We start from the raw sequence: 22,547 nt of genomic DNA, 5'->3' as shown, positions 1-22,547 counted from the left end.
TGCCACAGGAGGCAGCATGAGCAAGCAGGCGCTGATCATCATCGACATCCAGAACGATTACTTCCCCGGCGGCAGATGGACACTCGATGGCGCCGAGCAGGCAGCCGACAATGCCGCACGCCTGCTGGCGGCGGCACGCCAACGGGGCGACCTGGTGGTGCATGTGCGGCATGAGTTCGAGAGTGCCGATGCGCCGTTCTTCGCGCCGGGCTCGCAAGGGGCGGCCATCCACGCCAAGGTCCGGCCCGCAGCGGGCGAGCCGGTGGTGCTCAAGCACAAGGTCAATGCCTTCCTCGGCACCGACCTGAAGCATACGCTGGACCAGCACGGTGTCGAAGCCTTGACCATCGTCGGCAGCATGAGCCACATGTGCATCGACGCTGCCACCCGCGCTGCGGCCGACCTGGGCTACGCCGTGACCGTGGCGCACGATGCCTGTGCAACCTTGCCCCTGGAGTTCGATGGCAAGCAGGTGCCGGCGGCGGACGTGCATGGCGCGGCAATGGCGGCGCTGGCGTTTGCCTATGCCAAGGTAGTCAGGACCGATGAACTGATAGGAAACTGACCGCGAGCCTCGGGATGTACCTCCGGGCCTCATCGCTGGCAAGCCGGCTACCACAGGTGCTCCACTGGCGCTGAGCTGAAGGTGGACCGGTGGGCACTGGCCTGCCGGCGATGAGGCCGGGAACCCGCAAGACTTCTCGATCAGATCACCACATTGCGCACAAAGCGCACCGCCACGGCCCCGTCATTGCGGTAGGCATAGCGACAATTGCTGGCGAACACATGGAACTGGCCTTGCTGCAGGCAGTGCTCGCGCCCTTCGATGATCAGTGTCAGTTGCCCTTCGGCGACATAGATCTGCTCGCTCCAGCCTTCGGCATCGGCTTCGCTGCGATAGCACTCGCCGGGTGCCAGGGTCCACTCCCACAGCTCCACCTCGCGCCTTGCCGGGCTGCTGCCCAGCAGCACCGCCCTGCTCTGTGGATGCTCACCCGCCCAGGCCAGCTCTTCGATACGGCCCGGGTCCCGCTGGTCCGGAGCCTGGATCAGGGTGCTGAAGGCCACGCCGAGGGCTTCGGCAATCAGGTCGAGGGTCGTCAGGCTGACATTCTTTTCGCCCGCCTCGATCGCCACCAGCATGCGCCGGCTGACCCCGGAACGCTCGGCAAGTGCCGTCTGGCTGATGCCTGCGGCGTTGCGCAGGCTGCGTACATTGAGGCTTACATGTTGCAGCACCGATGCCCGGTGCGAAGATTCTTTGTGCACTATAGTGCTCACTGGTCGGAATTGCGCAGTATACTGCCCACTTTGCGGCGATTGTGCGCCGCCCCTTCCGAGTGTGCAAGACCATGAACCAGCCCAGCAGCAAGCCGACCTCCGCCGTTACCTTTCGCCTGAGCAAGGCCGAACTGGTGCTGGTATTCATCACCATGTTGTGGGGCGGCACCTTTTTGCTGGTGCATAACGTGATGGCCGTCAGCGGGCCGATGTTCTTCGTCGGCCTGCGCTTCGCAGCCGCCGCACTGTTCGTGGGCGTGGTATCGGCGCGGGCACTGCCTGGGCTGACCTTCACCGAACTCAAGGCCGGCATGCTGATCGGCGTGTCGATCATGCTTGGCTACGGCCTGCAGACCATGGGCCTGCAAACCATCAGCAGCAGCCAATCGGCATTCATCACCGCGCTGTATGTGCCGTTCGTGCCGCTGCTGCAATGGCTGGTGCTGGGCCGCCGGCCAGGCCTGATGCCGAGCATCGGTATCGGCCTGGCGTTCATCGGCCTGATGCTGTTGGCCGGCCCGGAAGGCGGCCGCCTGCATTTCAGCGAGGGCGAGCTGGTGACCCTGGTCAGCGCGGTGGCCATCGCCGGCGAAATCATCCTGATCAGCCGCTATGCCGGCCAGGTCGACGTGCGCCGGGTCACCGTGGTGCAACTGGCGACCGCCTCGCTGCTGGCATTTCTGATGATCGTGCCGACCCAGGAGCGCATTGCCGATTTCTCCTGGCTGCTGCTGGCCAGTGCGCTGGGCCTGGGCGCGATGAGCGCGGTGATCCAGGTGGCGATGAACTGGGCCCAGAAATCGGTCTCGCCCACCCGCGCCACGTTGATCTATGCCGGCGAACCCGTGTGGGCCGGGATCGTCGGGCGCATCGCCGGCGAACGCTTGCCAGGCGTGGCACTGCTCGGCGGCCTGCTGATCGTGATCGCGGTGGTGGTCAGCGAACTCAAGGTGCGTCGCGCGGGCGAAACCGAGCCAGCGCTGAAAGCACAGAGTGAACGCTAGCGGCACCCCTCTTCTCTAAAGCTGCGGCTATGCTTTGTAAGAAACTGTTATAAAAAATCAGCTGGTCACAGCCTGTTTGTAGGATTCTGCGACAGCTTGCGTGTTGGTGATCACCCCCCTGACACGTATGATTCCTGGCAAACTTCTCCAGAATAGGCCGCTATGTCATTGATAGTGCTATTGCTCCTGCCGTTCGTGGGCAGTTGCCTGGCAGCCGTGCTGCCGCACAACGCACGTAACGCGGAGTCCATTCTCGCCGGGCTGGTCGCCCTGGTCGGCACTGTCCAGGTAGCACTGCTGTACCCTCAGGTTGCCCACGGCGGTGTGATCCGCGAAGAGTTCCTCTGGCTGCCCAGCCTGGGCTTGAACCTGGTGCTGCGCATGGACGGCTTCGCCTGGCTGTTCGCCTTGCTGGTGCTGGGTATCGGCGCGCTGGTGTCGCTGTATGCCCGCTACTACATGTCGCCACAAGACCCGGTACCGCGCTTCTTCGCCTTTTTCCTCGCCTTCATGGGCGCCATGCTCGGCCTGGTGATCTCCGGCAACCTGATCCAGCTGGTGTTCTTCTGGGAACTCACCAGCCTGTTCTCCTTCCTGCTGATCGGCTACTGGCACCACCGTGCCGACGCTCGTCGCGGTGCCTACATGGCGCTGATGGTCACGGGTGCGGGCGGCCTATGCCTGCTGGCAGGGGCACTGCTGCTCGGCCATGTGGTGGGCAGCTATGACCTGGACAAGGTCCTGGCTGCCGGCGACATCATCCGCCAGCATGCACTGTATCCGGTGCTGCTGCCGCTGATCCTTATCGGCGCCCTGAGCAAGAGCGCCCAGTTTCCCTTCCAGTTCTGGCTGCCCCATGCCATGGCCGCACCAACCCCGGTGTCGGCCTATCTGCATTCGGCGACCATGGTCAAGGCCGGGGTGTTCCTGCTGGCCCGCCTGTGGCCGGTGCTGTCGGGCAGCGAAGAGTGGTTCTGGATCGTCGGCGGTGCAGGCGCCCTCACCCTGCTGCTCGGCGCCTTTGCGGCGATGTTCCAGAACGACCTCAAGGGCCTGCTGGCCTATTCGACCATCAGCCACCTGGGCCTGATCACCCTGCTGCTGGGGCTCAACAGCCCCTTGGCCGCCGTTGCCGCCGTGTTCCACATTCTCAACCATGCCACCTTCAAGGCCTCGCTGTTCATGGCCGCCGGCATCATCGACCATGAAAGCGGCACCCGTGACATTCGCCGCCTGAGCGGCCTGGTGCGGCTGGTGCCGTACACCGCCACCCTGGCCATGGTGGCCAGCGCCTCGATGGCCGGCGTGCCGTTGATGAACGGCTTCCTGTCCAAGGAAATGTTCTTTGCCGAAACGGTGTTCATCAGCGCCACCGCCTGGGTCGAAGCCACGCTGCCGGTGATCGCCACCCTGGCTGGCACCTTCAGCGTGGCCTATGCCCTGCGCTTTACCGTCGACGTGTTCTTCGGCCCCAGCGCCGAAGACCTGCCGCACACCCCGCATGAACCGCCACGCTGGATGCGTGCGCCAGTCGAGTTGCTGGTGCTGACCTGCCTGGTGGTGGGCATCTTCCCCGCCCAGTCGGTCGGCCCGCTGCTGGCAGCCGCCGCCCTGCCGGTGGTGGGCGGTACCCTGCCGGAATACAGCCTGGCCATCTGGCACGGCTGGAACGCACCGCTGATCATGAGCCTGATAGCCATGAGCGGCGGCATCGTGCTGTACCTGGTGCTGCGCAAACAGCTGCGCCTGGGCCGCTTCCCCTACCCGCCGCTGATCGAGCGCTTCAACGGCAAGCGCCTGTTCGAGCAAGGCCAGGTGCAACTGATGCTGCTGGCGCGACGCATCGAGCGCCTGCTTACCAGCCGCCGCCTGCAATCGCAGCTGTTCATGCTGGTTCTCGCCGCCTTCTTCGCCGGCCTCATCCCCATGCTGTACAGCGGCCTGAGCTGGGGCGACCGGCCGAAGATTCCCGGCTCGGGCGTGTTTGTCGCGCTGTGGCTGATTGCGATTGCCTGCGCTATCGGCGCCGCCTACCAGGCCAAGTACCACCGCCTGGCGGCCTTGATCATGGTCAGCGTCTGCGGCCTGATGACCTGCATCACCTTCGTCTGGTTCTCGGCACCCGACCTGGCCCTGACCCAGCTGGTGGTGGAAGTGGTCACCACCGTGCTGATCCTGCTCGGCCTGCGCTGGCTGCCACGGCGGATCGAGGGTGTGTCGCCACTGCCGGGCAGCCTGGACCGTGCACGCATGCGCCGCTTGCGCGACCTGTTGCTGGCGCTGCTGGTAGGTGGCGGCATGGCGGTGCTGTCCTACGCCATGCTGACCCGCCCGACACCCAACGACATCTCCTCGTTCTACCTGAGCCGCGCGCTGCCCCAGGGTGGTGGCACCAACGTGGTCAATGTCATGCTGGTCGACTTCCGTGGCTTCGACACCCTTGGTGAAATCACCGTGCTGGTGGCCGTTGCGCTGACCGTGTTCGCGTTGCTGCGGCGCTTCCGCCCACCGAAGGAAAGCATGCAATTGCCGTCGCAGCAGCGCCAGCTGGCCCCCGATGTGGTCACCGACCTGATCAACCCGCGGCATGCCACCGACACTGCCCTGGGCTTCATGATGGTGCCTGCGGTGCTGGTGCGCCTGCTGCTGCCGATCGCCCTGCTGGTATCGATGTACCTGTTCATGCGGGGCCATAACCAGCCAGGGGGTGGCTTCGTCGCCGGCCTGGTGATGTCGGTGGCGTTCATCCTGCAGTACATGGTGGCCGGCACCCAGTGGGTCGAAGCGCAGATGAGCCTGCGCCCGCTGCGCTGGATGGGCACCGGGCTGCTGTGCGCAACCCTGACCGGGGCGGGCGCCATGCTGCTGGGCTACCCGTTCCTCACCACCCATACCGCCCACCTGCACCTGCCGGTGCTCGGCGATGTGCACGTGGCCAGTGCGCTGTTCTTCGATGTCGGCGTGTTCACCGTGGTGGTCGGCTCGACCCTGCTGATCCTCACGGCCCTGGCGCACCAGTCGGTGCGCGCCTACCGCCCGGGCAACCCGGCGAAAACCAGCCAAGCGGGAGCCGCCTGATGGAAGAAGTGATTGCAATCGCCATCGGCGTCCTGGCCGCCTCGGGGGTATGGCTGATCCTGCGCCCGCGGACCTACCAGGTGATCATGGGGCTGTGCCTGCTGTCGTACGGGGTCAACCTGTTCATCTTCAGCATGGGCAGCCTGTTCATCGGCAAGGAACCGATCATCAAGGACGGCCTGCCGCAGGACCTGCTGCATTACACCGACCCGCTGCCGCAGGCGCTGGTGCTCACCGCCATCGTCATCAGCTTCGCCATGACCGCCCTGTTCCTGGTGGTGTTGCTGGCCTCGCGTGGCCTGACCGGTACCGACCACGTCGATGGCCGGGAGCGTGACGAATGAGCGGCATGAGTCAACTGATCATCGCGCCCATCCTGCTGCCACTGGTAACGGCGGCGGTGATGTTGCTGCTGGGCGAGAAACACCGGCAGCTGAAGGCCCGGTTGAACCTGCTGTCGACCTTCACTGGCCTGGCCATCGCGGTCAGCCTGCTGTTGTGGGTGCGCATCCAGGGCCAGGCGGAATCGATCGGCGTCTACCTGCCAGGCAACTGGCCGGCGCCGTTCGGCATCGTGCTGGTGGTCGACCACTTGTCGGCGCTGCTGCTGGCCCTCACCGGCACCATCGGTTTCAGTGCCCTGCTGTTTGCCCGAGCCCGCTGGGATGGCGCCGGGGCCAGTTTCCATGCGCTGTTCCAGATCCAGTTGATGGGCCTGTACGGCGCCTTCCTGACCGCCGACCTGTTCAACCTGTTCGTATTCTTCGAGGTGCTGCTGGCTGCCTCCTATGGCCTTCTGCTGCACGGCTCGGGGCGTGCCCGGGTGCGTGCCGGCCTGCACTACATCGCCATCAACCTGTTCGCCTCGTCACTGTTCCTGGTTGGCGCGGCGATGCTGTATGGCGTGACTGGCACCCTGAACATGGCAGACCTGGCCGTGAAGATCCCGCTGGTGCCGGAGGCCGACCGTGGCCTGCTGCATGCCGGTGCAGCCATCCTGGCCATCGCCTTCCTGGCCAAGGCCGGCATCTGGCCATTGAACTTCTGGCTGGTGCCGGCCTATGCCTCGGCCAGCGCGCCGGTGGCGGCGCTGTTCGCGATCATGACCAAGGTTGGTCTGTATGCCGTGCTGCGCCTGTGGACACTGCTGTTCTCGGGGCAGGCCGGGGCTTCGGCGCAGTTCGGTGGCGAATGGCTGGTATCAGGTGGCCTGGTCACCCTGGCAGTGGCGGCGGTGTCGATCCTGGCCGCGCAACGCCTGGAGCGGATGGCCGCCCTCAGCATCCTGGTCTCGGCCGGTACCCTGCTCGCCGCCATCGGCTTCGCCCAGCCGGCGCTGACCGGTGCAGCGTTGTTCTATCTGGTCAACTCGACCCTGGCGCTGTGCGCGCTGTTCCTGCTCGCCGAGCTGGTCGAACGCTCGCGTTCGGCCAATGAAGCGCCACTGGACGAAGAAGAAGACGCCATGCCGCCGCCGCTGGAGTCACTGCACCCGCCCAAGGGCATCAACCTAGATGATGAGCAACAGGTGGTGATCGGCCAGATCATCCCCTGGACCATGGCGTTTCTCGGCCTCAGCTTCATCGCCTGTGCCCTGCTGATCATCGGCATGCCGCCGTTGTCGGGGTTTATCGGCAAGCTCAACCTGATCAGCGCGCTGTTCAACCCGCAGGGGCTGGGCGTGCCGCCTGAACAACCACTGGGTATGTCCGGCTGGGGCCTGTTGATCTTGCTGATCCTGTCAGGCATGGCCTCGCTGATTGCCTTTGGCCGCGTCGGCATCCAGCGTTTCTGGAAGCCCGAAGAGCGCCCGTCGCCGCTGCTGCGCCGCTATGAATGCCTGCCCATCGTCATCCTGCTGGGCCTGTGCATGGTCCTCAGCCTCAGGGCCGAGCCGTTGTTGCGCTATACCCAGGATACCGCCGCCAGCCTGCAGGCTCCCGAGCTTTACATACAAGCCGTAATGGCCGCCCGACCCGTCCCCGGCCCGACCTCGCTCGACGTACAGGTGCAGCCATGAAGCGACTGTTTCCCGCCCCGCTGTTATCGGTGTCGCTGTTCGCGTTGTGGCTGCTGCTGAACCTTTCGCTCAGCCCCGGCAACCTGCTGCTGGGTGCCGCACTCGGCGTGCTGGCGCCGTTGCTGATGGCACCGCTGCGCCCCCAGCATGCCCATGTACGGCGGCCACTGGTCATCGCCCGGTTGATCGGCCGGGTCGGCATCGATGTGATCATTTCCAACCTGCTGGTGGCCCGCGGCGTGCTGCGTGCCGGCAAGCAGCCACCACGCTCGGCGTTCGTGCACATCCCGCTGAGCCTGCGCGATGCGCACGGCCTGGCGGCGCTGTCGATGATTACCACGGTAGTACCAGGCACGGTCTGGTCCGAGCTGGCGCTGGACCGCAGCGTCTTGCTGCTGCATGTGTTCGACCTGGACGATGAGGCGGCCTTCATCCAGCACTTCAAGGACACCTACGAACGCCCGCTGATGGAGATTTTCCAATGACAGGTCTGCTTGCCAATGCTGTCCTCGCCAGCCTGTTCATCTTCGCCCTGGCCATGGCCCTGGCACTGATCCGGCTATTCCGCGGCCCGTCCGCCCAGGACCGGGTGCTGGCGCTGGACTACCTGTACATCCTGGCCATGCTGAGCATGCTGGTGCTGGGCATCCGTTATGCCAGTGACACCTACTTCGAAGGTGCACTGCTGATTGCGCTGTTCGGCTTCGTCGGCTCGTTTGCCCTGGCCAAGTTCCTGCTGCGTGGCGAGGTGATCGAATGACTGAACCCCTGCAACTGCCGTTCTGGGTAGAACTGGTGACCGCCGTGCTGCTGCTGGCCGGCAGCCTGTTTGCGCTGGTCGGTGCCGTGGGCCTGGTACGCTTGAAGGACTATTTCCAGCGCATGCACCCGCCGGCACTGGCCTCGACCATCGGTGCCTGGTGCGTGGCGCTGGCCTCGATCATCTACTTTTCCTGGCTCAAGCAAGCGCCGGTGCTGCACGCCTGGCTGATTCCGGTCCTGCTGTCCATTACCGTGCCGGTCACCACCCTGCTGCTGGCCCGGGCAGCGCTGTTCCGCAAGCGCATGGCCAACGAGCCGGTACCGGAAGAAGTCAGCAGCGGTCGCGATCGCGGCAACTGACCCATCGCCTCACGCCTGGCTGAGGCGCTGCAATTCGCGGCGGACCATGGCCACATAGGGCGGCGGGCCAAGGCGGTACAATTCGCTTGCTACCCAGGTCAACCAGGCGCCTTGCAGTTCCGCGCGCCTGGCCAGCAAACGCTGGGCCTCGGCCACGGCATCCGCCTGGTGTTGGCGATGAAACTCGGCACGCGTGGCGGGTGTGTCGTCACGGGTCATTCACTGGCCTTGAAGGTGGTCAGTTCACCTTTGCGCCATTTGGCGACCTTGCCGGTCACCGCCTTGAGCAACTTGCCCAGGCCTTCCTGAATCTGCTGCTGTGCGGCGAATACCAGCATCACGCCGTGGCCCTCGCGGAACACGATGCCCTCGCCTTCAGGTACCGAGACGAAGGCGTAATCGCCCACGCCATAGACGTTCAGCTTGATTTCACGAAAGCGCATTTCCAGCTTGCCACCTTCCCGGCTGGGCAGCACGGCGGCGCGGAAGTGGTCGCCGACCTTCAGTTCGAGGCGCTGCTTGTCGTCGACCACCAATGCGCTTTCGGTGTCGATTTCGGCCATGTACAGGCCTTCGGGATTCTGTTCGGTGACATAGACAAAGCGGCCCTGGAACAGCTGGGCCAATTTACCGCGCAAGTCGCCCAGGGCGAACAACGCATGGGTATCAAGAGTGCTGACTGCCAATGAAGTAATCCTCAACCGGTTACAACCCGCGCTCACCCAAGCTCGGTGAAGCACGGCCATTTCTTGTCGATAGACGAAAAGAGTAATGAAGCGATATGCGAAATGTCTGCGCCCGCTGGCGATGCAGCGTGCGGGATTCTTTACTCTGGCTTGCCAGATCTGGCCTCAATACAGGCTTTCGGCATATTCCCGATCCGGGAAGTGTAATGTCTGACAGCAAACCCGCCAGAAAGATGCGACAGGCAATGCCGGAGCGCACGTGAAAACGGGCCCTGCAATCCATCAGTGCATTACTGAGGGCAGAATATGCACGAAAACACCGAAATCCGTCGAGAGGCAAAGCGCATTTCTTGCCGTTGATACAGCCTGCCCTCGTTTTACCAGGCCCGGCGCAATCTGAGTGTTCAGGCGGCCAAGCCTTTCTTCAACTGCTGCAACCAGGCGGCCTGGCACTCCAGCGCCTCTTCGCGCGTGGCGAAGGCGGTACCACGCCGCTCGCCATTGACCAGCACCACCCAGCAGATGCGTTTACCCAGCGCTCGCAGCGTGGCCGGCACACCCGAGCCAATCATCACGGCTACATCGACCCGGCTATTCATCATTCCCTCCGGAATTTAATTAGCACCCTAACGATAAAGCCATGATACGCCCGCTCGCCACGCGGAAACAGCGCATCCCGGTACAGCAGTTTTACGCGCGGGGCAACAAAACTGCCGACGGCGAAGAAATGCAAAAAGCCCCAGGGATCGCTCCGTGGGGCTTGGCACACCGCGCGGGGTTATACCTGGCGCTGGTGGCGATCGAGCTGCTCGTGGCGCTCCTGGGCTTCGATGCAGTACTTGGTGGTCGGGCTGATCAGCAGGCGCTTCAGGCCGATCGGCTCACCGCTGTCATCGCACCAGCCGAAGCTTTCGTCGGCAATACGGTCCAGGGCCATTTCCAGCTGGGGCAACAGGCGCTGGTCGCGGTCGATGGCATTTACCAGCCAGCTACGCTCCTCTTCGACCGAAGCCACGTCGGCAGGGTCCGACGGGGTGTCCAGGCCTTCGATGGTGGCACGGCTCAGCTCGATGCGTTCATGGGTTTCGACTTTCATCGCCTGCAGCAGGCCAGCGAAGAAAGCCAGCTGGTCAGCGTTCATGTAGTCATCGGCCGACATGGCCAGCAACTGTTCCTTGGTCATCGATTTCTCTATGAAAAAATGTGCATTTGGGCGATTCATATGCTGCCGACGCCTTGGCATCGGTGGCGGAATTCTTCAAGCGCCAACCGGCACTCTTTTACAGGGGGCGGAAGTCTAAGGCGCCGCGTCGCGTGGAGCAACTGCAATCGGGTGGGAATTTGCTTCCATTGTCTACATTCCGCTGGTCGGTGCCTTCAGCTCAATGCTGTCGCCACCCTCATACTAGGAGTCTGGCCCTGCCCTGCGCGGCGCTGGCGCTTGCTCTTGCTTTTGCTCTTGCTCTTGCTCTTGCTCTTGCTTTTGCTCTTGCTCTGCTTTTGATCTTGATCTTGATCTTCGCGACTTCAGGAGGCCGAACGCAGGCCTTGCGGAGGGAGGTGACGGGCATGGATGCCCGTCAAGCGCTGAGGCCCCATGGATGGGGCCTGCAGCGCGTCCTCCCGGGAGCAAGGCCGGAGTGAGGGAACCCCGGAGCGAAGCGTAGGGGCCGGATGATGGGAGCGCAGCGTTTTTTGGTGGGCCTGTCCCGTGGCAGCGGACGCCAAGAAGCTGGCTAATGAGCCAACTGCCTCAAGCCTTTTGCATATTCGTTCGGTGAACGATAGCCCAGTGCCGAATGCAGCCGACTGCTGTTGTAAAACCCATGGATATAGCTAGCAATTGCCAGGTGAGCGTGTTTTTTGGTGGGGTAGACCGTGCAGGCTTCCTCTCTCTTCAATGTAGCGAAGAAGCTTTCAGCTACGGCGTTATCCCAACAGTTTCCTCTCCGGCTCATGCTCTGCACGAAGCCCTTCTTGGCTAAAGCGAAACGAAATTTACTGCTCGCGTACTGGCGCCCTTGGTCGGAATGGAAAATCACTCCGCAGACGCCCAAACAGGCGTTCCAGGCGTTCATGAAAGCGCGCTCGACCAAGTCGTCAGGCATCCTGTCCGCCAGGCTATAACCCAGCACCTGGCGCGTTTGGATGCTCAGTACGACTGCCAGATAAAGCCAGCCCTCTTTCGTAGCGATGTAAGTGATATCGCTGACCCAGGCTAGGGCGGGGTTTTGAACGGAGAACTGACGATCCAATATATTGCTCGCCACTGGCAGCGCATGGTGACTGTCGGTGGTGCACGGTCTGAAACCGCCCTTGGATCGGCCCTGTATGTGTTCTTCATGCATCAGCCGGTCAATGCGCTTATGGCCTACAGCGTGGGCCTGTTGCCGTAGCGCCTCGACCAGCCGCGGTCGACCGTAGGTCTTGCGGCTAGCCGCATAAGCCTTGTGCAGATCGATGCGGATCTGCGCATCCGGATCCGGGCGCCCCTGGCGGTGCTGATAGTCGTAAAATCCTGAAACCGAAACACCCATTACCCGGCACAACAGACGCACCGGGAACTGAGCCCGTTCTTCAGCGACGAAGGCGTATCTCACCTGGACTCTTTGGCAAAGAATACCGCCGCCTTTTTTAGGATTTCACGCTCCAGTTTCAGCTCAGCGTTCTCGGCTCGCAATCGCGCTAACTCGCTGTCTTCTCTGGTAATGGCTCGACGGTCAGGAGAGCTCAGCGGTAGACCACTGCGAGAAGCGTTGACCCAGTTATCCAACGTTTTCACAGACATTTCCAGCTGGCGAGCAGCTTCCGTCCTGCCGAGCGTTTCGGCGAGCGCAACGGCCTGAATCTTGAACTCATCGGTGTAGTTGCGGCGAGTGGTTGGGTACATGGCAACCTCCAAGATAGCGATGTAAGTATCGCTTCTTGGCGTCCGTTGTCACGGGACAGGCCCACCAAAAAACGCTGGCTCCCATCATCCGGCCCCTACGCTGCGCTCCGGGGTCCCCTCGCTACGGGCTTGCTCCCGGGAGGACGCGCTGCAGGCCCCATCCATGGGGCCTCAGCGCTTGACGGGCATCCATGCCCGTCACCTCCCTCCGCAAGCCCTTCGCTCGGCCTCCTGAAGTCGCATTCGGCGGCGCCTGAACTATCGCGCGCTTAAAAGCAAAAGCAAAAGCAACGGCAACGGCAACGGCAACGGCAACGGCAACGGTAACGATGCTGCTATCAACGATCCTTGAACTGCGCCTCACGCTTGCCAATGAACGCAGCCATGCCCTCTTTCTGGTCCTCGGTAGCAAATGCCGCATGGAACACCCGCCGTTCAAAGCGCACGCCTTCGCTGAGGGTCACTTCAAACGCCCGATTGACGCTCTCCTTCACCATCATGCTCACCGGTATCGACTTGCTGGCAATGGTCGCCGCCACCTTCAGCGCCTCTTCCACCAGCTCTGCCTGCGGCACGATACGCGCCACCAAGCCAGCGCGCTCGGCTTCTTCAGCGCCCATCAGGCGGCCAGTCAGGCACAGTTCCATGGCCTTGGCCTTGCCGACCGCACGGGTCAGGCGCTGGGTGCCGCCCATGCCCGGCAGCACGCCGAGGTTGATTTCCGGCTGGCCGAACTTGGCGTTGTCCGCCGCCAGGATGAAATCACACATCATCGCCAACTCGCAGCCACCGCCCAGGGCAAAGCCGGACACCGCGGCGATGATCGGCTTGCGCCGGTTGGCAATACGGTCGGCATCGCTGAACAGGTCGTCGACGTAGATTTGCGGGTATTGCAGCTCGGCCATTTCCTTGATGTCGGCGCCGGCGGCGAAAGCCTTGGCGGAACCGGTCAGCACCACGCAGCCAATGTTCGGGTCACGCTCGAGCTGGTCCAGGGCCTGGTTGATCTCGCCGACGATCTGCGCGTTCAGCGCGTTCAGCGCCTGCGGGCGGTTGAGGGTGATCAGGCCGACCTTGCCGTGGATGTCCAACAGGATGGTTTCGAATGCCATGCAGTCTGCTCCTTCAAAGATTGCGCGCAATGACCATGCGCTGAATGTCGCTGGTGCCTTCGTAGATCTGGCAAACCCGAACGTCGCGGTAGATACGCTCCAGCGGGAAGTCGCTCAGATAGCCATAACCGCCCAGGGTCTGCAAGGCATCCGAACAGACCTTTTCGGCCATTTCCGAGGCAAAAAGCTTGGCCATCGATGCTTCCACCAGCGCCGGGCGCCCGGCATCGCGCAAGGCCGCGGCGTGCAGCACCATCTGCCGGGCCACGGCAATTTTCGTTGCCATGTCGGCCAGGCGGAACGCTACCGCCTGGTGTTCGATCAGCGCCTTGCCGAAACTCTGCCGCTCGTTGGCATAGTCGCGCGCCACTTCGAACGCCGCGCGGGCCATGCCCACCGCTTGCGCGGCAATACCGATACGGCCGCCTTCAAGGTTGGCCAGGGCAATCTTGTAGCCCTCACCCTCCGCGCCCAGGCGGTTAACCAGCGGCACGCGCACATTGTCGAAAACGATCTGACAGGTGTCGGAAGCGTGCTGACCAAGCTTGTCCTCGACCCGCGCCACCTGGTAGCCCGGCGAATCGGTGGGCACGATGAAGGCGCTGATGCCGCGCTTGCCGGCGTCCGGGTCAGTGACAGCGAATACGATCACCACCCCGGCGTTCTGCCCGGAGGTGATGAATTGCTTGCTGCCGTTGAGCACATAGTGGTCGCCATCCAGGCGCGCACGGGTCTTCAGGCTGCTGGCATCGGAGCCAGCCTGCGGTTCGGTCAGGGCGAAGGCGCCGAGCATCGCGCCGCTGGCCAGCGGGGCAAGGAACTGGGCTTTCTGCTGCTCGCTGCCAAAGCGCAGGATCGGCACGCAGCCCACCGAGTTGTGCACGCTCATGATCGTCGAGCAGGCACCATCACCGGCGGCGATTTCCTCCAGGGCCATGGCATAGGCCACATAGCCGGTGTCGCTACCGCCCCACTGCTCCGGCACCAGCATGCCGAACAGGCCCAGCTCGGCCATCTCGGCGATGGCCTCCTTGGGGAAGCGATGTTCCTTGTCCCATTGCTCGGCAAACGGCTTCAGGCGCTCCTGGGCGAAGGCGCGCACCGCGTCGGCGATCTGTTGTTGCTCGTCAGTTACCAGCATGGTTCACCTCAGTACAGGCATTCGACAGCCATGGCCGTGGCTTCGCCACCGCCGATGCAAATGGCCGCCACCCCGCGGCGCAGGTTGTTCTGGCGCAGGGCCGAGAGCAGGGTCACCAGGATGCGTGCGCCAGAGGCGCCGATCGGGTGGCCAAGGGCGCAGGCACCGCCATGGATGTTGACCTTGTCGTGTGGCAGGTCGAGGTGCTTCATGGCCGCCAGGGTGACCACGGCGAAGGCCTCGTTGATCTCGAACAGGTCGACCTCGGCCAGGTTCCAGCCGGTGCGCTTCATCAGCTTGTCGATGGCACCGATCGGGGCGGTCGGGAACAGCGCCGGGGTGTCGGCGAAGGCGGCATGGCCATGGATCAGCGCCAGCGGCTTGAGGCCGCGCTTGTCGGCTTCGGAACGGCGCATCAGCAGCAGCGCCGCGGCACCGTCGGAAATCGAACTGGAGTTGGCCGCAGTCACCGTACCGCCTTCGCGGAACGCCGGCTTGAGCTGCGGGATCTTGTCCAGGCGGGCCTTGGGCGGTTGCTCGTCATCCTTGACCAGGCGCTTTTCCTTGCCCTCGGTGACTTCCACCGGGACGATCTCGGCGGCAAAACGGCCATTGCTGATCGCCGCTTGGGCACGGGTCAGCGAGGCAATCGCGAACTGGTCCTGGGCCTCGCGGCTGAAGGCGTTGGCCTGGGCGCAGTCTTCGGCGAAGGTGCCCATCAGCCGGCCCTTGTCGTAGGCATCTTCCAGGCCGTCCATGAACATATGGTCGATGATCCGGCCGTGGCCCATGCGATAGCCACCACGGGCCTTGTCCAGCAGATAGGGGGCATTGGTCATGCTTTCCATGCCACCGGCCACTACCACGTCAGCGGTGCCGGCCAGCAGCAGGTCATGGGCCATGATCGCCGCCTGCATGCCCGAGCCACACATCTTGTTCAGGGTGGTGCAGGTGGTGTGCTTGTCCAGCCCGGCCCCCAGCGCAGCCTGGCGGGCCGGCGCCTGGCCCTGGCCAGCCGGCAGCACACAGCCGAACAGGACCTGCTCGACACTGGCGGCATCGATGCCGGCACGCTCGACGGCAGCACGAATGGCCGCGCTGCCCAGTTGTGGCGCCGTCAGGCTCCTGAGGTCGCCCTGCAGGCCGCCCATGGGCGTACGCACAGCGCTGACGATTACGATCGGGTCGTTGGCGAGGGTCATGTTGGTTCTCCTTACTTGGCAGCCATGCGCAGTGCACCGTCGAGGCGGATCACCTCGCCGTTGAGCATGCTGTTCTCGATGATGTGGCGGGCCAGCGCGGCATATTCCTGCGGGCGCCCCAGGCGTGGCGGGAACGGCACGCCGGCCGCCAGCGATGCCCGTACTTCCTCGCTCATGCCGGCCATCATCGGCGTTTCGAAGATGCCTGGGGCGATGGTCATCACCCGGATGCCGAAGCGCGCCAGTTCGCGGGCAGCCGGCAGGGTCAGGCTGGCGATGGCGCCCTTGGAGGCCGCATAGGCGGCCTGGCCGATCTGCCCGTCGTAGGCGGCGATGGAAGCGGTGTTGATGATCACACCGCGCTCGCCGCCCTCATCGGCAGGCCCTTCGGCCATGGCCGCCGCGGCCAGGCGCAGCAGGTTGAAGCTGCCGATGAGGTTGACGTTGACCACCTTGGCGAAGCTGGCCAGGCCGTGCGGGCCCTGCTTGCCGAGCACTTTTTCGGCCCCGACGATACCCGCACAGTTGACCAGCCCGTGCAGGCTGCCGAAGGCACTGACAGCCGCGTCGACCGCCGCCTGGGCAGCCTGCTCGTCGCTGATGTCGGCCACTGCGAAGCGGGCGTTGTCGCCCAGTTCGCGGGCCTTGGCTTCGACAGCCTGGGCATTGAGGTCGACCAGCATGACCTTGGCGCCGGCCGCGACCAGCATCTGCGCGGTGGCCGCCCCCAGCCCGGAGGCGGCACCGCTGACGATGAAGTGTTTGTTGGCTATTTGCATGATCGGTTTCCTTTCAGGCGCTGGCAGGGGTGGCCTGTTGCTCTTGTTGTTTGGCGACTTCCTGGTTACGCAGGATGAAGCGTTGCAGCTTGCCGCTCGGGGTCTTGGGCAGCTCGCTGACGAATTCGATTTCCCTGGGGTAGGCATGTGCATACAGGCGCTGGCGCACGTGCTGGCGCAGGGTTTCTTCCAGCTCGGCGCTGGCGACGTGGCCGCTGGCCAGGACCACGAAGGCCTTGATCAGCTCGGTACGCTCGGGGTCCGGTTTACCGATTACGGCGGCCTCGACCACCGCCGGGTGTTCGATCAGCGCGCTTTCCACATCGAACGGGCCAACCCGGTAGCCCGAGGTGGTGATCACGTCGTCGCTGCGGCCGACGAAGCTGATGCTGCCATCCGGGTTCAGCTCGACGGTATCGCCGCTGAGGTAGTACTTGCCGACGAAGGCCTTGGTTGGCAGGCCGTGGTAGCCGGCGAACCAGCACAGCGGCGACTGTTCGCGGTCGACGGCGAGGATGCCCGGCTGGCCGGCGGGCAGTTCGTTGCCCTGCTCGTCCAGCACCACGATGCGGTGGCCAGGTATGGCGAAGCCGGCCGAGCCCAGGTGCACTGGGTGCTGCAGGCCATGGTGGTTGCACAGCACCATGCCCAGTTCGGTCTGGCCATAGTGGTCGTGGATGGTCACACCGAGCTCGTCGGCAAACCAGCGGATCACTTCCGGGTTGAGCGGTTCGCCGGCGCTGCTGACCACCCGCAGCCGGCCCTTGACCGGCTTGGCGAATGTGTCGCCGGCGGCTATCAGCAGGCGGTAAGCGGTGGGCGAGCCGGCCAGGTTGGTGATGCCCAGCGTATCGATTATCCGGGCGCAGCTGTCGACGCTGAACGGGCCATCGTAGAAGGTGGTGGCGTGGCCCAGCGACAGCGGCCCGGTAACGGCGTAGTACAGGCCATAGGCCCAGCCCGGGTCGGCCAGGTTCCAGAAGTTGTCTTGCGGGCGCAGGTCGATGGCATCGCGCATGTAACCCTGGAACGCGACGATCGCGCGCAGCGGCACCTCCAGCGGCTTGGCCGGGCCGGTGGTTCCGGAGGTGAACATCAGCAGGAACGGGTCATTGCCCGAACGCATCAGCGGTTCGCAGCGCTCCGTCGTGCTGGCCAGGCTCTGCTGGAAATCCAGCTCGCCGCTGCGGGCGTTGACCGTGATGATGGTCGGGCAGCCGTGCACATCGTCCAGCTTGGCGCGGTTGTTGCCGTCGGTAACCACGACACGGGCGTGGGATTGTTCCAGGCGGTGCTCGATGGCCTTGGGGCCGAAGGCGGTGAACAGCGGCTGGTACACAGCCCCCAGGCGCCAGGTGGCAAGAATCGTGATCAACAGTTCGGGCGTACGTGGCATCAAGCCGGCGACGCGGTCTCCCGCTTGCACCCCTTGGGCCTTGAGCACTGTAGCGAAACGGGCGGCCTGGTCGCTGAGCTGGTCGAAACTGTACCGCGCAATGTTGCCGTCGCGGTCCATCCAGGTCAGTGCCAGCTTGCCGGCCCCGACATGGCGGTCGCAGCATTCGACACAGGCATTGAGGGCCGTGAGGTCACCCTGCAGCGCCGCCGCAGCAGCCTGGGCATGGTCGAACGCACGAACGGCCTCGGCGTAATCACGCATCGTCGGACTCCTGGTTTGTTGTTTTTGGAGTTAACCATCGGTCCGACGATGTTCGCGCCGCTCAGGCACGGCGACAATGGCCAAAGCTGTCAATCTGGATGACCGGTTTGGCCGCCTCGGGTTCAACCCTCGCCACGCTCGGCAGCGCGCAGATAGGACTGGGTCAGCCCGCTGATCAGGCGCTCGATGTCCGCGGTCTCCTGTTCGCGCAGCTGACCTAGCTGTGCCTGGTATTCGGCCTGGGACAAGGCGGGCCTCTGGGCTTGAAGCTGGATCGAGCGCAGGTTGTAGTCAGCCGTGATGGCCTCGAACATCCGTACATGTTGCTGGCGCAGGTATCGGCGCCAGAATTCGCGTGGGCTCAGGCTATCGGCCAGGGCGCTGGTCGTTTGCGCGTGGCTCACCCGCTGGAATGCATCCTCGACCTGAAAATCTGCCAGCTCCGCCGCTTCAGGGTAATTCATGGCGTGCGGCTGGCAGGGCAACTCCAGGCGAGCGCGCAGGCGTACACGGTAGGCCAGTTGCAGGGCCAACTCGTCGACATGCTGGCCGGCAGCGAGGCGTTGTCGACAATCCTGATAAGCAATGCCCTCCAACTGTTCCAGGCGGAACAGCTGTCGGCCCAGCGCCAGCAAACTACTTCTGTTCTGCGGGTCGAACGCCTGGGTGGCCGCCTGCTCCTGGGTGACGTCCAGTCGCAGTGCACTGAACAGGCTGGCGACCGCATCGGAGCAGGACAGTGGCAAGTCGGCAGCCTCGAAAACCCGTGTGCAGAGCACCGGATCAGCGTCCAGCGCACCTAGCAGGTTCCACACGCCCTCGACCAGCTCTGCGCGTGGCGCCCCCGCCTGACGGTAATCTGCGGTGCCTTCCAGGCGGGCCAACAGCCTGAACAAGCGGTTACTGGCTGGCTGCTGCAGCATACGCTGCCACAGCGCCTGCCGGCGCAGCTGCTCGGCTGCGTCTGCATCGGCAAGCAGCAGCGTAAGCGCCCGCGGCAGATCGACGGGCCATGACGTCTCGGGCAAGTGCCCGTGCTCGTTGATGACGTCAAGGGCATGAAACCGCTGCAAGGCCATGCCCGACAGCGGATTGCGATCTAGCAGGATGACGCGGCGGAATGCGTAGGGCATTTGCTGGATCTCGTCCGGGATTGTGTGCAGCTGGTTGTCACGCAGGTCGGCACGCTCGAGCAAATCACACAGCTCCAGGGACTGTGGCCAAGTGCCAAGCCGACAATGGCGCAGGTTCAGGTGGCTCAACCGGGAAAGGTGCTGAAGCCTCAGGCCCAGCGTTTCCAAGCGGTTGTAGCTAAGGTCGAGATGGACCAGATTGGGCAGGCCATGGAGGATCTCGACTGCCTGGGCATCGAGGCGGATCTGGTTGTGTGCCAGGCGCAACACCTGGACGTCCGGTAGATACGCGATGCCCGAAGGCAGGCGCAGCAACTGGTTACTGCTCAGGTTCAGCTCCGTCACGGCAGTGAACGGGCGCAGAAAATCGGCAGGGATATCGTTGACCAGCGTATCGTGCAGGCGCAGCACCGTAACGCGATGAAACTCGATCTGCGGCGGCAACGATGGCAACGTGCGCAATTGCGAGCCCGCCAATGACAGGCACTGCCCCGCCGCCCGGCCGTCGTCAGCCGCGACCACCGCACCTTGTAATCGCCATGCCCGAATGATGCTGTCGGCGGTCAACCTGCGCGCGGCCTGGCGAGTTTCCTGCAACTCGCTGGCAACCCAACGATTGAGGTGCTGGACCAGCTGGTCGTGGTCGTCCTGCAGGTCCACCAGCCGTTCGAATATCGGCCGCTCGCCCTGCTGCAGGCGCGCCAGTTCTTCATCCAGCGCGGGTTCGTCCAGGCCTGGATAAAGCGCGCGCAGGCGGTCGCGGATGATCGCCTGTTCGTCCCTGGGGTTGGCGGCAGGGTGATCGCTGAGAGGGTACCCCACACGTCCATCTTGCAGCCGACGGCCCGGGTTGAACCAGCTGCGCTGCTCGGGCCAGCCAAGCATGCGGGTCACGCCCCAATGCGAAGCGGGCAACTGTGCCAGCAGCCGCTCGCGCAACTGCTCCGCCGAGTCGATGCCTGGCCGCTGCGCGGGCGTCAGCGCAGCGAAGATGGCCTCGAAGATGCAGCCGGGGTCGGCCAAGCTAACGGCTTGTTCCTCACCCAGGCCATTGTAAAGCTGGAACCGGCCATGGCTGCGCACCAGTATCCGGTCGGCCTGACCTTGCCCACCGCTACCAAGGAGCTTGATCGAACGTCCATCCACCTGGTCCTCACGCAGATCGATAGCGAGGTCGTCGAGTTCAAGGCTATCGAGCAACGCCAGCGCAAGCTCCCCCGTTTCGTCGCTGTAGCCGCTACTCAGGTACAAGCCCGCCAACGCCCGGTTCAGCCGCGCCATACGCAACAGTGCACGCGCCTGCTCTGCACAGGGCAACGGCAAGCGTTGTTCGAGCCGCGCCATGTCACGTTCGAGTTTGCTGGCCTGGGCAACCACTTCCTGCACATAGGCCGAAGGCAGGCCTGGAAAGTCACGCCTGATCAACAGCGTCAGTGGGTCTTCGGCAAACGGTTGCTCGGTGAGGTGGGCAAACAGCTGCGGGCGTAGCTCAGCCTCATGCGCCAGTACCTGCGCCAGCCCTTTGCCGACTTGCGGACGGCCCTCACTCCAGGCCAGCAACTCACTGTCGGGCGGCATCAGGGTGTTCAGGCGCATGCGGGTAAAGAACGTTTCGATGCGCGCCTGCGCCTGGAACGCCCGCAGGGTTTGCCCAAGGCTCACCGGAGCGGGGCGGTTCTCCACCAGCACACCGCGCAGCTCATCCACGTCGATACCTGCCACCTGCAACACCTGCTCTGCCTGCTCGGGCTCAATGAGTAGATGCTGCGGCCACAGCACATCGAGCATGCACCCGGGCGCCTGCCAGGTCAGCGGCTGCTCTTGCAGCAAACGCCAGCTGCGCTCGCCGTTGTGCACCACCACCGGGCCGTAACCACCATCCACCGATGCATGGCGCAACCGGTAGGGCCCATCGGCAACAGGCTTGTGCACTTCGAGATAATGCCCATCGATACGCACCCAGCGGCGTTCGGCCGCAGCAAAGCGCCCGTCCTCATGCAAATCGATGGTGTCTGGCATGGACTGGTACTGGGCAGGGTCATAGCGCCACAAACGGCCCTCCCCGCTCCCCAGGCTGACCGGTTCCAGTTCGTCGACGAAAGTGCTGCGCAGGAAGCCGGCGCCCGCCACGGTAGCCGCTGTGGCCGCCAGCGTCTCGGCGACCCAGAGTAGATGATTCAGCGCTTCGTGCTGATGCCCCCTGGCCCAATCCCTCACCCCTTCGAACACTCCCGAGCAGACCTGGACAACCAATTGCCCCATCAGCAAGGCGCCTACCACCGGAATGAAAAAGCCGGCCAGGTTGGCAAGCTCCAGCCCTACGGTTTTCCACTCGGCGTGCCTGGCCGCTACAGCGAGGCTGTCGGCATCGGCGCTCGATACCAGCAACAGCCGCGCATCGTCCTTGACCCGCTGCACCTGCAGGGCCGCCAGTTGGGTGAAGATGCTGCCCTCCTGTGGCACGCTGGCAAGCTGCAGGTCAGGCTGCTCGTCACTGAGGCGCTGGCCGAGCAGGGTGACGAAACTTGCACGCTGCTCAAGGCTTATCAGCTGAATGAAGTACTGTCGGTAGGCCGTGTTCTGCAGCTGCTGCGCGATGGCGTTGTCCATGGCCGCCGCCGTTTCGAAGTGGCGCAAGGCCTGCTGGGGGTCGCTGGGCAGGTAGAGCACGGTCCCCCGGTCCACGCCGGTATTGTCGCGTAACTCGATCCGCAGGCCGTCAGCCACGGGTTGCCCCAGTATCGTCAGCAGCCTGGAGGTACCCTTGAGCCCTTGCGGGCGATGCACCTGGCTGTCGTCGACTACCTCACGCAGGGCAATCTGGACCTCGGCGCTGATGTCGCCCTGTAACGCGGCCACTTCGATCGCAAGCTTCAGCCCCGAGCGTTTGTCCTCGGCCAGGATCGCCTGGGTAGCCGGGCTGAACACCCGGCGCAGCTCATCCTGATAACAGCGTCCCAGATCCAGTTTGCGGCACGCAGCGATGAACGCGTCCAGCGATGCGTTCAATGGCTGGTCCCGTCCTGGCATCACCAACCCCGTGCCCTGGAAGTAGCTGGTACCCGTGGCGAAGTTGCGCATCAGCCGTTGCAAGCCGTTTTCACGGCTTTCGCTGTATTCGTAGACCTGTTGCAGCGTGCCCGGGAGGGTGCCGAAGCGCGGTGCCACCTGCAGCCATTCGAGCTGGTCGAAGGCCACCCCATCCGGCAAAGGCGCATCCAGCAGCGCCTCCAGGTGCTTTTTCGCAAACTGCGGCGGCGGCAGCAGATCGTGCATCAGCCCGCGCAGGCGGGCCTGGCTCGCATGATGGGCGTTCAGGCTGTTACGCAGGGTATTGATCTGCCCACGTGAGGCGCGCTTGAGCCAGGCCGGTAACCTGGCTGCGATGAATTGATCGTGACTAGCGGTAACAGCGGGCATGAGTGGCTCCTGAGTGTTG

Annotated in this window: 21 protein-coding genes; 8 read left to right on the top strand and 13 right to left on the bottom strand. The window is 64.0% G+C overall.

Going from position 1 to position 22,547, the window contains the following annotated elements; genetic code table 11:
• The first annotated feature begins 16 nt into the window (after positions 1-16).
• Entirely contained in the window at positions 17-565 is a 549-nt protein-coding gene (locus ACJA3S_RS09080; RefSeq protein WP_406821574.1) for a cysteine hydrolase family protein, read from the top strand.
• 140 nt (positions 566-705) lie between these two features.
• On the opposite strand, the gene ACJA3S_RS09075 is transcribed toward ACJA3S_RS09080, so the two are convergent.
• Positions 706-1,269, bottom strand: coding sequence for a helix-turn-helix domain-containing protein (locus ACJA3S_RS09075; protein ID WP_406821573.1), 564 nt, complete (start codon positions 1,267-1,269; stop codon positions 706-708).
• A gap of 83 nt (positions 1,270-1,352) precedes the next feature.
• Here ACJA3S_RS09075 and ACJA3S_RS09070 point away from each other — a divergent pair, with 83 nt between their 5' ends.
• The 7 genes from ACJA3S_RS09070 to ACJA3S_RS09040 all read left to right on the top strand — a co-directional run bounded on the left by ACJA3S_RS09070 (position 1,353) and on the right by ACJA3S_RS09040 (position 8,505).
• Positions 1,353-2,285, top strand: coding sequence for a DMT family transporter (locus ACJA3S_RS09070; protein WP_406821572.1), 933 nt, complete (start codon positions 1,353-1,355; stop codon positions 2,283-2,285).
• A gap of 162 nt (positions 2,286-2,447) precedes the next feature.
• Positions 2,448-5,363 (top strand): monovalent cation/H+ antiporter subunit A, encoded by a 2,916-nt coding sequence (locus tag ACJA3S_RS09065; protein WP_406821571.1) that lies wholly within the window; start codon positions 2,448-2,450, stop codon positions 5,361-5,363.
• Complete coding sequence (locus ACJA3S_RS09060; protein WP_170029168.1) at positions 5,363-5,707, top strand: Na+/H+ antiporter subunit C; 345 nt, start codon at positions 5,363-5,365, stop codon at positions 5,705-5,707. The genes ACJA3S_RS09065 and ACJA3S_RS09060 overlap by 1 nt, the downstream gene beginning before the upstream one ends.
• Complete coding sequence (locus tag ACJA3S_RS09055) at positions 5,704-7,383, top strand: monovalent cation/H+ antiporter subunit D (RefSeq protein ID WP_406821570.1); 1,680 nt, start codon at positions 5,704-5,706, stop codon at positions 7,381-7,383. The genes ACJA3S_RS09060 and ACJA3S_RS09055 overlap by 4 nt, the downstream gene beginning before the upstream one ends.
• Positions 7,380-7,868, top strand: a complete 489-nt coding sequence (locus tag ACJA3S_RS09050) for a Na+/H+ antiporter subunit E (RefSeq protein ID WP_170029166.1) — start codon at positions 7,380-7,382, stop codon at positions 7,866-7,868. The genes ACJA3S_RS09055 and ACJA3S_RS09050 overlap by 4 nt, the downstream gene beginning before the upstream one ends.
• Entirely contained in the window at positions 7,865-8,143 is a 279-nt protein-coding gene (locus ACJA3S_RS09045) for a K+/H+ antiporter subunit F (protein ID WP_170029165.1), read from the top strand. The genes ACJA3S_RS09050 and ACJA3S_RS09045 overlap by 4 nt, the downstream gene beginning before the upstream one ends.
• On the top strand, positions 8,140-8,505 hold the full coding sequence (locus ACJA3S_RS09040) for a Na+/H+ antiporter subunit G (RefSeq protein ID WP_406821569.1): 366 nt from the start codon (positions 8,140-8,142) through the stop codon (positions 8,503-8,505). Before ACJA3S_RS09045 ends, ACJA3S_RS09040 begins: the two co-directional genes overlap by 4 nt.
• 9 nt (positions 8,506-8,514) lie before the next feature.
• Here ACJA3S_RS09040 and ACJA3S_RS09035 read toward each other — a convergent pair whose 3' ends face one another.
• From ACJA3S_RS09035 to ACJA3S_RS08980, 12 genes are all read right to left on the bottom strand, one after another.
• A complete protein-coding gene (locus tag ACJA3S_RS09035) occupies positions 8,515-8,724 on the bottom strand; it encodes a hypothetical protein (RefSeq protein ID WP_406821568.1) in 210 nt (69 codons plus the stop codon).
• Entirely contained in the window at positions 8,721-9,191 is a 471-nt protein-coding gene (locus ACJA3S_RS09030) for a hypothetical protein (protein WP_170029162.1), read from the bottom strand. The genes ACJA3S_RS09035 and ACJA3S_RS09030 overlap by 4 nt, the downstream gene beginning before the upstream one ends.
• A gap of 404 nt (positions 9,192-9,595) precedes the next feature.
• Positions 9,596-9,790, bottom strand: coding sequence for a hypothetical protein (locus tag ACJA3S_RS09025; protein WP_170029161.1), 195 nt, complete (start codon positions 9,788-9,790; stop codon positions 9,596-9,598).
• Positions 9,791-9,969: 179 nt separating this feature from the next.
• Positions 9,970-10,374 carry a TraR/DksA C4-type zinc finger protein gene (locus ACJA3S_RS09020; protein WP_003259022.1) on the bottom strand — a complete coding sequence of 135 codons (405 nt, stop codon included), beginning with the start codon at positions 10,372-10,374 and terminating at the stop codon, positions 9,970-9,972.
• Positions 10,375-10,927: 553 nt separating this feature from the next.
• Entirely contained in the window at positions 10,928-11,791 is an 864-nt protein-coding gene (locus tag ACJA3S_RS09015) for an IS3 family transposase (protein WP_406821567.1), read from the bottom strand.
• Positions 11,788-12,081: a transposase gene (locus ACJA3S_RS09010; RefSeq protein WP_253094440.1), complete on the bottom strand. Its 294-nt coding sequence runs from the start codon at positions 12,079-12,081 to the stop codon at positions 11,788-11,790. The genes ACJA3S_RS09015 and ACJA3S_RS09010 overlap by 4 nt, the downstream gene beginning before the upstream one ends.
• A 338-nt stretch (positions 12,082-12,419) precedes the next feature.
• The gene (locus ACJA3S_RS09005) at positions 12,420-13,193 is read right to left on the bottom strand and encodes an enoyl-CoA hydratase (protein WP_170029160.1); all 774 of its coding nucleotides are present in this window, start codon (positions 13,191-13,193) and stop codon (positions 12,420-12,422) included.
• A 13-nt stretch (positions 13,194-13,206) separates the two neighbouring features.
• Positions 13,207-14,334 carry an acyl-CoA dehydrogenase gene (locus ACJA3S_RS09000; protein WP_406821566.1) on the bottom strand — a complete coding sequence of 376 codons (1,128 nt, stop codon included), beginning with the start codon at positions 14,332-14,334 and terminating at the stop codon, positions 13,207-13,209.
• Between the two features lie 8 nt (positions 14,335-14,342).
• Positions 14,343-15,536 (bottom strand): acetyl-CoA C-acyltransferase, encoded by a 1,194-nt coding sequence (locus tag ACJA3S_RS08995; RefSeq protein WP_406821565.1) that lies wholly within the window; start codon positions 15,534-15,536, stop codon positions 14,343-14,345.
• Positions 15,537-15,547: 11 nt separating this feature from the next.
• Entirely contained in the window at positions 15,548-16,315 is a 768-nt protein-coding gene (locus tag ACJA3S_RS08990) for an SDR family NAD(P)-dependent oxidoreductase (RefSeq protein WP_406821564.1), read from the bottom strand.
• Positions 16,316-16,328: 13 nt separating this feature from the next.
• A complete protein-coding gene (locus tag ACJA3S_RS08985; protein ID WP_406821563.1) occupies positions 16,329-17,975 on the bottom strand; it encodes an AMP-binding protein in 1,647 nt (548 codons plus the stop codon).
• A 122-nt stretch (positions 17,976-18,097) separates the two neighbouring features.
• The gene (locus tag ACJA3S_RS08980; protein ID WP_406821562.1) at positions 18,098-22,528 is read right to left on the bottom strand and encodes an NEL-type E3 ubiquitin ligase domain-containing protein; all 4,431 of its coding nucleotides are present in this window, start codon (positions 22,526-22,528) and stop codon (positions 18,098-18,100) included.
• Positions 22,529-22,547 lie beyond the last annotated feature (19 nt).

The organism is Pseudomonas sp. KnCO4 (genome assembly GCF_045344305.1).
Taxonomy (GTDB): domain Bacteria; phylum Pseudomonadota; class Gammaproteobacteria; order Pseudomonadales; family Pseudomonadaceae; genus Aquipseudomonas; species Aquipseudomonas anuradhapurensis.
Note: the sequence above shows the minus strand (reverse complement) of the source record. Positions and strands in the feature narration are given on the sequence as shown.

Excerpts from the sequence above, each read along its gene's own strand:
- ACJA3S_RS09080 (WP_406821574.1), top strand. The coding sequence starts at position 17 with ATGAGCAAGCAGGCGCTGATCATCATCGACATCCAGAACGATTACTTC.
- ACJA3S_RS09070 (WP_406821572.1), top strand. The coding sequence starts at position 1,353 with ATGAACCAGCCCAGCAGCAAGCCGACCTCCGCCGTTACCTTTCGCCTG.
- ACJA3S_RS09065 (WP_406821571.1), top strand. The coding sequence starts at position 2,448 with ATGTCATTGATAGTGCTATTGCTCCTGCCGTTCGTGGGCAGTTGCCTG.
- ACJA3S_RS09060 (WP_170029168.1), top strand. The coding sequence starts at position 5,363 with ATGGAAGAAGTGATTGCAATCGCCATCGGCGTCCTGGCCGCCTCGGGG.
- ACJA3S_RS09055 (WP_406821570.1), top strand. The coding sequence starts at position 5,704 with ATGAGCGGCATGAGTCAACTGATCATCGCGCCCATCCTGCTGCCACTG.
- ACJA3S_RS09050 (WP_170029166.1), top strand. The coding sequence starts at position 7,380 with ATGAAGCGACTGTTTCCCGCCCCGCTGTTATCGGTGTCGCTGTTCGCG.
- ACJA3S_RS09045 (WP_170029165.1), top strand. The coding sequence starts at position 7,865 with ATGACAGGTCTGCTTGCCAATGCTGTCCTCGCCAGCCTGTTCATCTTC.
- ACJA3S_RS09040 (WP_406821569.1), top strand. The coding sequence starts at position 8,140 with ATGACTGAACCCCTGCAACTGCCGTTCTGGGTAGAACTGGTGACCGCC.
- ACJA3S_RS09035 (WP_406821568.1), bottom strand. The coding sequence starts at position 8,724 with ATGACCCGTGACGACACACCCGCCACGCGTGCCGAGTTTCATCGCCAA.
- ACJA3S_RS09025 (WP_170029161.1), bottom strand. The coding sequence starts at position 9,790 with ATGAATAGCCGGGTCGATGTAGCCGTGATGATTGGCTCGGGTGTGCCG.
- ACJA3S_RS09020 (WP_003259022.1), bottom strand. The coding sequence starts at position 10,374 with ATGACCAAGGAACAGTTGCTGGCCATGTCGGCCGATGACTACATGAAC.
- ACJA3S_RS09010 (WP_253094440.1), bottom strand. The coding sequence starts at position 12,081 with ATGTACCCAACCACTCGCCGCAACTACACCGATGAGTTCAAGATTCAG.
- ACJA3S_RS09005 (WP_170029160.1), bottom strand. The coding sequence starts at position 13,193 with ATGGCATTCGAAACCATCCTGTTGGACATCCACGGCAAGGTCGGCCTG.
- ACJA3S_RS09000 (WP_406821566.1), bottom strand. The coding sequence starts at position 14,334 with ATGCTGGTAACTGACGAGCAACAACAGATCGCCGACGCGGTGCGCGCC.
- ACJA3S_RS08995 (WP_406821565.1), bottom strand. The coding sequence starts at position 15,536 with ATGACCCTCGCCAACGACCCGATCGTAATCGTCAGCGCTGTGCGTACG.
- ACJA3S_RS08990 (WP_406821564.1), bottom strand. The coding sequence starts at position 16,315 with ATGCAAATAGCCAACAAACACTTCATCGTCAGCGGTGCCGCCTCCGGG.
- ACJA3S_RS08985 (WP_406821563.1), bottom strand. The coding sequence starts at position 17,975 with ATGCGTGATTACGCCGAGGCCGTTCGTGCGTTCGACCATGCCCAGGCT.
- ACJA3S_RS08980 (WP_406821562.1), bottom strand. The coding sequence starts at position 22,528 with ATGCCCGCTGTTACCGCTAGTCACGATCAATTCATCGCAGCCAGGTTA.